The sequence below is a fragment of the Amycolatopsis sp. La24 genome (genome assembly GCF_029087445.1).
Taxonomy (GTDB): domain Bacteria; phylum Actinomycetota; class Actinomycetes; order Mycobacteriales; family Pseudonocardiaceae; genus Amycolatopsis; species Amycolatopsis nivea.
Genome location: NZ_JARACH010000040.1, coordinates 1 through 12,092 on the forward strand (window position 1 = coordinate 1; position 12,092 = coordinate 12,092).

Below are 12,092 nucleotides of genomic sequence, written 5' to 3' on the forward strand. Positions count from 1 at the left end.
CCGCACCCCGATCACTTACAGTCATCAACGGCCCGCAACCCCGCCCACCCCCAGCAGCAACTCCCGCAGAAACCGACCCCGAGAGCGCAATGAATCACCTGTCACCGCCAGCAATCCACAACACATCTCGGTTCTCGGGGCAATTTTCGATCGATACCGTGGCTCGAAGTCGACAGTGGCGTCACAATCAATCGCTAGGAGCCGCCCGGTGAGCACCAGTCCCACTTCTGCGCGCGGGAGGCTCGGCACGGCCATGCTGCGCCGCAAACCGGTCACCGATTTGGTGGCCGAGGCGGATCACGGGCCGCTCAAGCGGACGCTCGGGCTCAGTCAGCTCACCATGCTCAGCATCGGGGCCACTCTGGGCAGCGGGATCTTCGTCGTGCTCGGCGAGGCGGTTCCGGTGGCCGGGCCCGCGGTCGTGGTTTCGTTCGTGCTGGCCGGGATCACCGCGTTGTTCTCCGCGCTTTCCTACGCCGAACTGGCGGGCATGATCCCGCTCTCCGGCTCCTCTTACTCCTACGCGTACGCGACGCTCGGCGAGCTGGTCGCCTGGGTCTGCGGCTGGTGTTTGGTGCTGGAGTACGGCGTCTCCGTCGCGTCAGTCGCGGTCGGGTGGGGGCAGTACGTCAACGAACTGCTGCACCTGGCCTTCGGCGTCACGTTGCCGGAAGCCCTCAGCGGGCCTCCGGGCGACGGCGGGCTGGTCAACATTCCGGCGATCGTCGTGGTGCTGCTGGCGATGGTGCTGTTGCTGGCCGGCGCGAAGGAAAGCGCGCGGGCCAACGCGATCATGGTCGTAGTCAAGATCGGCACGCTGATCCTGTTCTGCGCCATCGCGTTCACCGCGATCCGGGCGCAGAACTTCACGCCGTTCGTGCCGCTCGGGATGGCCGGGGTGAGCGCGGGCGGAGCGAAGTTGTTCTTCTCCTACATCGGGTTCGACGCCGCCTCCACGGCCGGCGAGGAGGCGCGCAACCCGCAGCGTGACCTGCCGCGCGCGATTCTCCTGTCGCTCGGCATCGTGACCGTTCTCTACTGCCTCGTCGCGGTCGCGGCGATCGGTGCGATGCCCTGGCAGCAGTTCGGCGACAAGCAGGCCGCGCTGTCGCACGTGCTCGCCACGATCTCGGGCAACCCGCTCTGGGCGATCCTGCTCGCGATCGGCGCGATCGTGGCGACCTCCAGCGTCGTGCTGACCGTCCTGTACGGACAGACGCGGATTCTTTTCGCCATGTCGCGCGACGGGCTCGTGCCGAAGTCGCTCTCCACCGTGCACGAGAAAACCGGCGTGCCGCGCACCAACACCTTCGTGGTGTCCGGGTTCGTCGCGCTGCTCGCCGCGTTCATCCCGCTCGGCAAGCTCGCCGACGCCACCAGCATCGGGACGCTGTTCGCGTTCGGGCTGGTCAATGTCGCCGTGCTGATCCTGCGCAAACGCCGTCCCGAAGCGCAGCGCACCTTCCGGGTCCCGTTCTCGCCGGTCACGCCGATCATCGGGATGGCCTGCTGCGCGTACATGATGTTCAGCCTCGACGGGGCGACCTGGGTCGTGTTCGGCGCGTGGATGCTGGTCGGGCTCGTCATCTACTTCGGCTACAGCATCCGTCGCTCGCGGCTCGCGGAAGGCGTCCGATGATCATCGCCGTCCACCAAGGACCGTTCGACCGGCTGCCCGAGGCGATGGCCGCCGCGGCGGAGCGCGGCGCCGAGCTGATCGTGACTGCCGAGATGGGCACGACCGGTTACAACATCGGCGCGAAAGCCGTCGCGGAGCTGGCTGAACCGGCCGATGGACCGCGGGCGGCCGAATTGGGCGCGTTGGCCGCCAAGCACCGGATCGCGGTGGTCTACGGCTATCCCGAGCGCGACGGCGACGCGGTGTACAACTCGGCGCAATTGCTGTCCGCGCAAGGGGAACGGCTCGCGAACTACCGCAAGACTCATCTGTTCGGCGACCTCGACCGCGACCAGTTCTCGCCCGGCAACGAACCGGTGGTGCAGGCCGACTTCAACGGTCTCCGCGCCGGTCTGCTGATCTGTTACGACGTCGAGTTCCCCGAGCTGGTCCGCGCGCACGCGCTCGCGGGTACCGAACTGCTGCTCGTACCCACCGCGTTGATGCGGCCGTACGAGCGCATCGCCGACCTGCTTATTCCGGTTCGTGCGCACGAAAGCCAGCTGTACGTCGTGTACGCGAACCGCTGCGACGCCGAAGGCGAACTCACCTACTGCGGACGCTCGACAGTCGCGTCGCCGGACGAAGTCGTCGCGAAGGCTGGGCCGGACGAAGAGCTCCTGTTCGCCGAACTCGACCCCGCTGTGCTCGCCCAGGCGCGAGCCGAAACCCCGTACCTGGCCGACCGACGGCCGTCGCTGTACCGCTCTCTCACCGAAGGACCCCGGGCATGACCTCCGCAGTTCCCGCCGCGATCCACGCCGAGGAACCCGCCGGCCGGCCGATCACCATGTTCGGCCCCGATTTCCCGTTCGCCTACGACGACTACCTCGCGCATCCGGCCGGGCTCGGCAGTGTGCCGGAGCAGGCGCACGGAACCGAGGTCGCGGTGATCGGCGGCGGCCTTTCCGGCATCGTGGCCGCCTACGAGCTGATGAAGCTCGGGCTGCGGCCGGTCGTGTACGAGATCGACGGCATCGGCGGGCGGCTGCGCACGCACCGCTTCCCCGGGCTGCCCGACGACGTGGTCGCCGAGATGGGCGCGATGCGGTTCCCGCCGTCGTCGACGTCGCTGTTCCACTACATCGCCAAGGCCGGGCTGGAAACCACCCCGTTCCCGAACCCGCTTTCGCCCGCCACGCCGAGCACGGTGGTCGATCTCAAGGGCCGCAGCCATTACGCGCGCACGCCCGAAGATCTGCCTGACGTGTACGGCGAAGTGGCGCGCGCGTGGCAGCGCACGCTCGATGAACACGCCTCGTTCGCCGAGATGCAGACCGCGATCCGCAATCGCGACGTCGCGACGGTGAAAAAGATCTGGAACGAGCTGGTGCCCCGGCTCGACAACCAGACCTTCTACGGATTCCTGTGCGATTCCCCGGCGTTTTCCTCGTTCCAACATCGAGAGATCTTCGGCCAGGTCGGATTCGGCACCGGCGGCTGGGACACCGACTTCCCGAACTCGATTCTGGAAATCCTCCGGGTCGTCTATACCGGCGCGGACGACGAGCACCGCAGCATCGTCGGCGGCAGCGGACAGCTTCCGAAACGGCTGTGGGAGCACGTCCCGGAGAAGCTCGCGCACTGGCCGTCCGGGACGAATCTGGCTTCCCTGCACGAAAACGGCGCGCCGCGGCCGGGGGTCACGCGACTGCACCGCACCGCGCCGAACAACATCACCGTCACCGACGCCTCCGGCCATATCCGCACGTTCGGCGCCGCGGTGTTCACCGCGCAGAGCTGGATGCTGCTGTCGAAGATCGAATGCGACGAGGCGCTGTTCCCGATCGACCACTGGACGGCCATCGAGCGCACCCACTACATGGCCTCCTCCAAGGTGTTCGTGCCGGTCGACCGCCCGTTCTGGCTCGACCGCGACCCGGTCACCGGCCGCGACACGATGAGCATGACGCTGACCGACCGGATGCCGCGCGGCACCTACCTTCTCGGCGACGACCCGGACCGGCCCGCGGTGATCTGCCTGTCCTACACGTGGGCCGACGATTCGCTGAAGTGGCTGCCGCTCAGCGTGTCCGACCGCGTCGAGGTGATGCTGCAGTCGCTGCGCGAGATCTACCCCGGCGTCGACGTGCGGCGGCACATCGTGGGCGACCCGGTGACCGTGTCGTGGGAGGCCGAACCGCATTTCATGGGCGCGTTCAAGGCGAACCTGCCCGGGCATTACCGGTACCAGCACCGGCTTTTCACGCATTTCGTGCAGGATTCACTGCCCGAGCGCTATCGCGGTTTGTTCCTTGCGGGCGACGACATCTCGTGGACGGCGGGCTGGGCCGAGGGCGCGGTGCAGACCGCGCTCAACGCGGTATGGGGCGTGCAGCGGCACTTCGGCGGCACGAGCGATCCGGCGAATCCCGGCCCCGGCGACCGTTTCGCGGACCTCGCGCCGATCGAACTCCCGGACTGAGCAAAGCCGTCAACCCATACCGCGCGGTAGCAGCCGAACGTGTTTCCGCCGCGACATTCCGCCCGGCTGTTCCGCCTTACTGAACCGATCATGCCAAACTGATGCCATGAGCACCGATCCGGCGCCGAAGTGGCGGCGACTCGAACCGGACGAACGCAAAGAGCAGATCTACGCCTGTGCGGCGCGGCTGTTCGGCGAACGACCGTATTCGGAAGTGTCCACTTCGGACATCGCGGCCGAGGCAGGCGTGGCCCGCGGACTGATCAATCATTATTTCGGAACGAAAAGGGAGTTGTACCTCGAAATCGTTCGGCGCGCGCTTACCGTGCCACGGATTGCGGTGCAGATTCTGCCGGACGGCCCGCTGGAAGTACGCGCGGACGCCGCCATCGACTGGCTGCTCGACATGGTGCGCGGGCAGGAGAAGCTGTGGCTCGCCGCGATCGCGCCGGAGGGCATCGGCCGCGACCCGGAGGTGGACCGGATCGTCGCCGAGGCGGACCGCGCGTCCGCCGACCGTGTCCTGGAAGCGGTCGGGCTGTCCCGCGACAGCGCGCACGGCGAGGAACTGAACGCGGCGGTGCGCGCGTTCGCCGGCATGGTGAAGGCGGCGGGCCGCGAATGGCTCGTGCACCGCTCGCTGGACCGGCGCCAGGTGCACACGCTGCTGACCATGTCGCTCGTGACCGTGGTCGGCCAGGTCTTCCCCGCGATCCAGCACCCGCCCCAGCACTGACGTACCGGAAGGAGAACCCCCGGCACCACGAGGGGGGAGGAAAGTGCCGGGGGCCCCTTCCGGAGGCGAGGCCCCCGGTAGCTGTCCACGCTACGCCGGGAAGGCGTCGAATCGGTGTCGGTCGGCGCGGCGACAGCCCGACTTTTCACCACGACCACGCGGACGGCCCAGCGCGGACGCCCCGGCCGGGCAATTTCGCGAATTTCAGCCGCGCAACCGGGCCAATCGGCACGTGAGCCCGTCCAGGCAGCTGCGGATCGCGAAGTCGAACAGCTGCGGATGGTAACCGGCGGCGGCCGCGGGGTCGGCGAGCAGCTCCCGCATCGCGCGGCCGTGCGCGGCCATCCCGGGCAGGTCCTCGCGGTCGTGGTAGGAGGCGTACTCCTCGGTGTTGTCCAGGCGCAGGCCGAGGCTGCAGTCCCGGTCGTCCTCCAGCGCGACGTACTGGCACGCGGTGGTGGTGAGCATCGTGTAGGCGAGCGCGCTCTCGTCGCCGAAGCCCGCGTCCAGCAGCATCCGGACGCCGCGGTCCACCGTGGGCGTGGCCGCGGCGACCGACGGGCCGAACGACGCCATCCGGCGCGCCGTGCCCGGGTGCTTGCGCAGCACCTCGCGCAGACCGGTCAGCAGTTCGACGAACCACTCCTGCCAGTCCAGCTTCTCGTCGGGCAGCCGCAGCTGGCCGACCACCCGGTCGAGCACCGCGCACACGACCGCGTCGCGGTCCCCGACGTGGTGGTAGACGACCGCCGGGTACGCCCCGATCGCGGCGGCCAGCTGCCGCAGCGTCCAGTTCTCCAGGCCGCGTTCGACAGTGAGCTTCACCGCCGCGTCGATCACCTTCTTCGCGGTGACCGCGGGCAGCCCGGCGGCGGAACGGGACCGGGCGCGCTGTCCGGCACGCGAAGTCGGCATGGCGTGCACCGTAACCGGCGACCGCCCGGCTCGGCCACACGCGGTTCCACGCTGCGGCATGATCGGGGCATGCCACGCGCACAGGCCAACGGCCTCGAACTCGAGTACGACACGTTCGGCGACCCGGCCGCGCCGCCGATCGTGCTGGTGATGGGACTCGGTGCCCAGATGATCACCTGGGAGGAGGGTTTCTGCGAGCTGCTCGCGAGCCGCGGCTTCCACGTGGTGCGCTTCGACAACCGCGACGCGGGCCTGTCCACCTGGTTCGACGAACTCGGCGCGCCGGACCTCGCCGGGATCATGGCGGGCACGGCCCCGGCGCCGTACCTGCTCTCGGACCTCGCGGACGACGTCGTCGGGCTGTTCGACGCGCTCGGTTTCGCGAAGGCGCACGTCGTCGGCGCCTCGATGGGCGGAATGGTCGCGCAGCAGCTGGCGATCGACCACCCGGACCGGCTGCTGAGCCTGACCTCGATCATGTCGACGACCGGCGACCCGTCGGTCGGCCAGGTCTCGCCCGCCGCGCTGGAAACGCTCACCAAGCCGGCGCCGGAAACGCGCGAGGAGCAGATCGAGCTGAGCGTCGCGAACTACCGGGTGACCGGGTCGCCGGGCTATCCGGCCACCGAGGAATACCTGCGGCGCAAGGCAACCCGGAACTACGACCGGGGACGGCATCCGGTCGGGATGCAGCGGCAGGCCGCCGCCGTGGTCGCGTCGGGCGATCGCACTGAACGACTGCACGACGTCCGGGTGCCGACCGTCGTGCTGCACGGCGACTCCGACGTGATGATCGACGTCAGCGGCGGGAAGGCGACCGCGGCGGCGATCCCGGACGCGGAGCTAGTCATCGTCCCGGGCATGGGGCACGACCTGCCGGAGCCGCTGTGGCCGGAGATCGTGGCGGCGATCGTCCGCGCGGCCGCCCGCGCCTGACCGGGGTCAAGAAGCCGTCAATACCTCGCGCCGGAGCGTACGGAACCTGTCCGCGCGCCCACCCGTACGCGCCCGCGCGAGGTGCCATGGGGCATGCGTACTGACGGACGGCTGGCTGGCGGATTCGGTTTCCCGCTCGGTTGCGTGGCGGTGGTGGCAGCTGCGATCGCGGCGAAGCTCGCGCCCGCGCATCCCGGTTATGCCGTGGCGGCCGTCGCGCTCGCGGTCGGTGCAGTGGCAGTGATCACGACTCCCCTCGCGGCGGGCGGGGCGGCGATAGTGGGCTGGGCGGTGCTTTCCGGCTTCGTCTACAGCCAGGCCGGCGCGCTGGTTTTCACCGCGGCGACTGGCTGGGTCGCGGCGATCTTGGCTGGTGCGGCCGGGTTCGGGCTCGCTGCCGGTGCTGGATGGCGGCTGGTCCGGCGGGATCCTCCGGTGGTCGCGGAAGCTGTCGTGCCGGTGCCGCGGAAGGCGGTCGAATCGAGCCACCGCCGGGTGGCGTCACTCTGAAATGGCTCGCCAAGGTGCGGGAAGGGTGCCAGGCTGACGGGGTATCACGTCGTCACCTTCGGAGGTCAGCCATGAGTGAAGCGCAACCGGCACCCAGCGACGGGGAGGGCGACGTCAAGCGGAAGTTCCGCGAGGCGCTGGAACGGAAGCAGGCCAAGGCGCGGGACGGGGCCGCGCACGAGAACGCGGGGCAGCAGAGCCAGCACGCGCACGGACCCGCGGCGAACAAGCGGACGTTTCGGCGGAAGAGCGGCTGATCACCGTTCCTGAGGGTGGCGTGGGGCACCCCGAAGCTTGAGTGTGACTACGGGCGGAGGGTGCTTGTCAAGGCGGGAAAGATGCCTTGACAAGCACCCTCCGCCCGTGTTTTGGCTTCGTATCGGGGTGCGGGAGTGGTGTGGGTGCCTCGCTCGTCGGGTGCACTGGCTGCGGTTGGGTGGGTGGGGCTAGCGCCCCCAATGTGGCATTGGGTGCGTCAGATGCACCCAATGTGGCGTTCGGTGCGTGCGATGCACCCAATGCCGCATTGGGGCGCATCCTGGTGAGCTCAGATCGGGCTAGCGCGGGGCGGGCGAACGCACTCCGGCGAGCGCGGGGCGAGCGAACTCAGGTCGGGCTGGCACAGGGCGAGCGCATTCCGGCGAGCGCGCGCATCCCGGGCGTGCGGGGGCGAGCGAGCACAGGCGGGCGAGCGCGAGGCGGGCGGGCGCATCCCGGGCGAGCGAGCGCGGGTGGCGGGCCGTGAAGGGCTCCTTGAGGGAATCCAAGTCCGTGAAGGGGCCCCTCACGACCGGCACGACCGGTGGTGGGTCGTGAGGGGAACCCTGAAGGAATCTGGTTCCGTGGGGGTTCCCCTCACGTACTCGGCGGAGCTACACCGTGAGGATCGAGCGCAGGCGGCCGACGTCGGTCATCCGGCGTTCGGCCAGGCGGTCGGCAGCGGCCGCAGGGGGTACGCCGTCGTCCTTCGCCAGGTCGTACACCGCTTTCGTCGTGTCGAAGATGGCCGCCGTTTTGCGCTGGGCGCGGGCGAAGTCGAAGCCGTGGCGTTCGTCGTCCACCTGGATGACGCCGCCCGCGTTCACCAGGTAGTCGGGGGCGAAGAGGATGCCGCGGTCGTCCAGGAGCTTGTCGACGCCGGGGTGCGCGAGCTGGTTGTTCGCCGCGCCGCACACGATTTGCGTGCGCAGGGCGGCGACTGTCTCGTCGGTGAGCACGCCGCCCATCGCGCAGGGGGCGAAGACGTCCAGTTCGGTCCCGATCATGGCGTCCACATCGGACACCACCTCGACCCCGGGGTACGCCGCGCGGGTGCGTTCCACCGCGTTGGGTGCGACGTCGGTGATCACCACGTGCGCGCCGGCCTCGACGAGATGGCCGACGAGGATGTGGCCGACCTTGCCGACACCCGCGACGCCGACGCGGCGGCCGGTCAGTTCGGGCACGCCCCACACCTGGTCCGCGGATGCGCGCATTCCCTGGTACACGCCGAAAGCAGTGAGCACCGAGGAGTCGCCTGCCCCGCCGTCCTCAGGGGAACGTCCGGTGACGTGCCGGGTTTCGCGGGCGACCACGTCCATGTCGCGGACGTACGTGCCCATGTCGCAGGCGGTGATGTAGCGGCCGCCGAGCGATTCCACGAAGCGGCCGTACGCGCGCAGGAGCGCTTCGGACTTCAGCGTGTTCGGGTCGCCGATGATGACGGCCTTGCCGCCGCCGAGGTCGAGGCCGGCGAGTGCGTTCTTGTACGCCATTCCCTTGGAGAGCGCGAGAACGTCGTCGAGAGCGGCGTCCTCAGTGGCGTAAGGGTAGAACCGGGTGCCGCCGAGGGCCGGGCCCAGAGCGGTGGAGTAGATGCCGATGATGGCTTTCAGCCCGCTGGCCTCGTCGTGGCAGAACACGACTTGTTCATGGCCAGTGTGGCGGCCGAACACGCCTTCGGTCACGGTGGTGACTCCTTTGTCTCCCACGCGGCTCGTGGCCGCGCAAATGTGTGAACGGTGCGCACCGGGAGACGGGGGTTGCCCGTCCCGCGGTGCACACCGTCAACTTACTTCGCCGTTCTCCGGGCCACCACCCGCATCCCGGGAGCTTCACCCCAGATCCGCGACAGCTTCCCGAAGCGTGGAAATCGCGGTCTCGAGCTGTTCATCCGACAGGTACGGCGCGGGTCCGAACCGGAGGTAATGGCCCCGGCTGTCGGTCCGCACGCCGCGCGCGGAAAGGCGTTCGCACAGCTGCCCGGCGACCGGGCTGCGCAGCGAGAGGAAGCCGCCGATGCCGTCGAGCGGGGTCTCGCGGTCGCGGGTGACGACGTCGTCCGGAAGGCCGAGGCTGTCGAAGCAGCTGGCCAGCAGGCCGACCTGGTGCTGCGAAACCTCGCGCAGGAACTCGGCGGTGAGTCCTTGCTCGGCGAAGAATTGCTGCACTCGTACGCCGCGGTAGTGGCTCGACGGGTCGTAAGTCGCTCCGGCGAACCGGTCGCCGCCGGGTGCGTACGCGACTTCGTCCGGCCGGCGTTCGTCGGCGAGGGCGCCGAATTCCGCGTACCAGCCGGTAATGACCGGGCGCAGCTCCTGTGCGTGCGCGGGCAGGCGCAGGAAGCAGTTGCCCTCGCCGAGCTGCAGGTACTTGTAGCCGCCGCCGAGCACCCACGCGTTGGTGAGGCCGAGGTCGTGCAACGAGAACGGGACCGCGCCGACCGCGTGGTAGGCGTCCACGACCAGCTCGACCGAGCGGCTCCGGCACGTGTCAGCCAGATGCGCGAGGCCCGGCACGATCCACGACGTCTCGAACAGCACCGCCGACGTGAGCACCGCGGCAGTGCGGTCGTCGACCTGCTCGGCGAGCCGTTCGGCCAGCGTCGCGACCGGCGCGGCGGGCACGCGGACGACCTCGACGCCCTCCTCGGCCAACCGGGTGAGCTGGCGGCGCAGGGTGTGGAATTCCCCGTCCGTGGTCACCAACCGCGGCCGCTTCCGCAGCTCGATCGCGGACAGGAACCGCAGCACGAGTTCGTGCGTGTTCTGGCCGAGCGCGTAGTCGCCGTGCGGATCGGACAGCCACTGCCGGAATCCGTTCCGCAGCTCGCCGGCCTTCGCGAACGCCCGGCCCCACTTCTCGTCCACCTCCTCCGCGGCGTCGGCGAACGCTTCGCGCAGCCCCTCCTCGGCGACGTCCGGCCAGGCCTGGTGCGAATGCGCGGACAGCAGCAGCCGGTCGGCGACGCGGAACCGCGAATAGTGCGGGGCGAGTGCGTTTTCCTTGGCGCGCAAGGACTCCACCGTGGTCACAACCGGCTCCGGACGGCCCACAGGTCCGGGAACATCGGGTTGAACAGCGTGGTGCGCAGGTAGGCCGCGCCGGACGAACCGCCGGTGCCGGTCTTGTCGCCGATCGTGCGTTCGACCATCTTCACGTGCCGGTAGCGCCATTCCTGCAGGCCCTCGTCGAGGTCGACCAGCGCCTCGGCGAGCACCGACGGGCCGCCGTCGTCCTGGTAGACCTTCAGCAGCACTTCCTGCAGTTCCGGCGACGGCTCCAGCGGACGGGTCACGTCGCGGTCGGTGGCGACCGGATAGCCCTTTCCGGACAGATACGTCAGGAACGAGTCGAACACCGACGGGCGGCGCATCGCGTCGGCGATCCGGGTGCGCTGCTCGCCGCCGTCCGGGTAGTGCGCGAAGACGCGCTCGTCGCGGCGGCCGAGCACCGCCTCCAGTTCGCGGAACTGGCCGGACTGGAAACCGCTCGAAGCGTCGAGGCGGGCGCGGAAGCTGGTGAACTGGCTGGGCGTCATGGTCTCCAGCACGTCGATCTGCGCGACCACCACCTTCAGCACGGTCAGGATGCGGCGCAGCGTGCGGATCGAATGCGCGGTCTTGCCCGCTTCCAGGCTTTCCTGCAGGAACTCGGCCTCGTGCAGGATCTGCTTGAACCACAGTTCGTAGACCTGGTGGATCACGATGAACAGCAGTTCGTCGTGTTCGTCCGAGCGCGGGCGCTGGGCGCCGAGCACCTCGTCGAGGGCCAGATAGGACGTGTAACTGAGTGCGGCCTGGGTGTCGTCGGTTCCGGTCATCGGGTTCCTCATCTCGTGGACAGGGTTCGGTCGAAGTGGCGCTGGGCGGGTGGCGCGAGCGCCGAGTACAGGTCGTGGAACAGCTTGACCGCCGCGGCCCTGGTCTCCGGCGCGGGGATCAGCTCGGCAGGCAGTTCCGGGTCCAGTGAAGGGAATTCGCGATAGGTGTGCACCAGGCGGGTGCGCACGGCGAACGCTTCCGGATCGCCGAGCTCGCGCGGGCAGTCGCCGAATTCCGCGACGAACGCGGCGTAGCGGGCGGACAGTCCGTCGAGGTCCCAGGCCCGTCCGGCGAGCCGGCGCACGTCCAGCGCGGCGGACGGCGTGCCGAGCATCAGACCGGCGTGTTCGGCGACCTCGAGTTCGGTGAGCAGGGCGAGCACCTCGGCCTCGCGGTCGTGCGGGGCGAGCCAGGTGCCGTCCTGGACCGGGCCGAAGCCGAGGAAGCGCAGCCGCCGCACCAGCCGTTCGCGGGATTTGCGCCGGGTTTCCGGGATGTTCTGCCACAGCACGGTCCAGGTCCCGGCCGGTTCGTCGCGGCGGCCGAGGCCGAAGATCCGCCGGTCGCCGTCGTCGAGCAGGGCGACCGTGCGCGCGGTCAGCGAGTAGTGCACCAGCCTGCCCTCGCGGTGCCGCGACAGCAGGCCGCGGCGCACCAGCCGGGTCAGCGCGATGCGGGCCGCGCCGTCGGAGAACCCCAGCTCGTGCAGCAGCGCGACGAGCCCGCCGGACCACACGCGCCTGCTCTCGCGCGGGCGCACGTAGCTGCCCAGCAGCGTCATCACGAGCTCCTGGGGCGTGCGGGCGGGTT

12 protein-coding genes are annotated in these 12,092 nt (G+C 69.6%); 7 read left to right on the plus strand and 5 right to left on the minus strand.

Annotated features, from left to right (window positions below; translation table 11 throughout):
• Positions 1-253: 253 nt before the first annotated feature.
• The 4 genes from PUT80_RS30280 (at position 254) to PUT80_RS30295 (ending at position 4,839) form a co-directional block, all read left to right on the plus strand.
• The gene (locus PUT80_RS30280) at positions 254-1,639 is read left to right on the plus strand and encodes an amino acid permease (protein WP_037820601.1); all 1,386 of its coding nucleotides are present in this window, start codon (positions 254-256) and stop codon (positions 1,637-1,639) included.
• Complete coding sequence (locus tag PUT80_RS30285) at positions 1,636-2,412, plus strand: carbon-nitrogen hydrolase family protein (protein WP_275294234.1); 777 nt, start codon at positions 1,636-1,638, stop codon at positions 2,410-2,412. Before PUT80_RS30280 ends, PUT80_RS30285 begins: the two co-directional genes overlap by 4 nt.
• Positions 2,409-4,103 carry an NAD(P)/FAD-dependent oxidoreductase gene (locus tag PUT80_RS30290; RefSeq protein ID WP_134662496.1) on the plus strand — a complete coding sequence of 565 codons (1,695 nt, stop codon included), beginning with the start codon at positions 2,409-2,411 and terminating at the stop codon, positions 4,101-4,103. Before PUT80_RS30285 ends, PUT80_RS30290 begins: the two co-directional genes overlap by 4 nt.
• Positions 4,104-4,209: 106 nt before the next feature.
• Positions 4,210-4,839 (plus strand): TetR/AcrR family transcriptional regulator, encoded by a 630-nt coding sequence (locus PUT80_RS30295; RefSeq protein WP_037715077.1) that lies wholly within the window; start codon positions 4,210-4,212, stop codon positions 4,837-4,839.
• 204 nt (positions 4,840-5,043) lie between these two features.
• Here PUT80_RS30295 and PUT80_RS30300 read toward each other — a convergent pair whose 3' ends face one another.
• Positions 5,044-5,754, minus strand: a complete 711-nt coding sequence (locus tag PUT80_RS30300) for a TetR/AcrR family transcriptional regulator C-terminal domain-containing protein (protein WP_037820595.1) — start codon at positions 5,752-5,754, stop codon at positions 5,044-5,046.
• A gap of 69 nt (positions 5,755-5,823) precedes the next feature.
• Here PUT80_RS30300 and PUT80_RS30305 point away from each other — a divergent pair, with 69 nt between their 5' ends.
• The 3 genes from PUT80_RS30305 to PUT80_RS30315 all read left to right on the plus strand — a co-directional run bounded on the left by PUT80_RS30305 (position 5,824) and on the right by PUT80_RS30315 (position 7,457).
• Positions 5,824-6,690 (plus strand): alpha/beta hydrolase, encoded by an 867-nt coding sequence (locus tag PUT80_RS30305; protein ID WP_134730536.1) that lies wholly within the window; start codon positions 5,824-5,826, stop codon positions 6,688-6,690.
• Between the two features lie 93 nt (positions 6,691-6,783).
• A complete protein-coding gene (locus PUT80_RS30310) occupies positions 6,784-7,200 on the plus strand; it encodes a hypothetical protein (RefSeq protein ID WP_275294235.1) in 417 nt (138 codons plus the stop codon).
• Positions 7,201-7,271: 71 nt separating this feature from the next.
• A complete protein-coding gene (locus PUT80_RS30315) occupies positions 7,272-7,457 on the plus strand; it encodes a DUF5302 domain-containing protein (RefSeq protein ID WP_037820589.1) in 186 nt (61 codons plus the stop codon).
• A gap of 615 nt (positions 7,458-8,072) precedes the next feature.
• On the opposite strand, the gene PUT80_RS30320 is transcribed toward PUT80_RS30315, so the two are convergent.
• The 4 genes from PUT80_RS30320 to PUT80_RS30335 form a co-directional block, all read right to left on the minus strand.
• Positions 8,073-9,146, minus strand: a complete 1,074-nt coding sequence (locus PUT80_RS30320; RefSeq protein WP_275294236.1) for a Glu/Leu/Phe/Val dehydrogenase dimerization domain-containing protein — start codon at positions 9,144-9,146, stop codon at positions 8,073-8,075.
• A gap of 147 nt (positions 9,147-9,293) precedes the next feature.
• Positions 9,294-10,493: a kynureninase gene (locus tag PUT80_RS30325; RefSeq protein WP_275294237.1), complete on the minus strand. Its 1,200-nt coding sequence runs from the start codon at positions 10,491-10,493 to the stop codon at positions 9,294-9,296.
• Positions 10,490-11,281, minus strand: a complete 792-nt coding sequence (locus PUT80_RS30330; RefSeq protein WP_037817470.1) for a tryptophan 2,3-dioxygenase family protein — start codon at positions 11,279-11,281, stop codon at positions 10,490-10,492. The genes PUT80_RS30325 and PUT80_RS30330 overlap by 4 nt, the downstream gene beginning before the upstream one ends.
• An 8-nt stretch (positions 11,282-11,289) precedes the next feature.
• Positions 11,290-12,063, minus strand: coding sequence for a PaaX family transcriptional regulator C-terminal domain-containing protein (locus PUT80_RS30335; protein ID WP_051173119.1), 774 nt, complete (start codon positions 12,061-12,063; stop codon positions 11,290-11,292).
• Between the last annotated feature and the right edge of the window lie 29 nt (positions 12,064-12,092).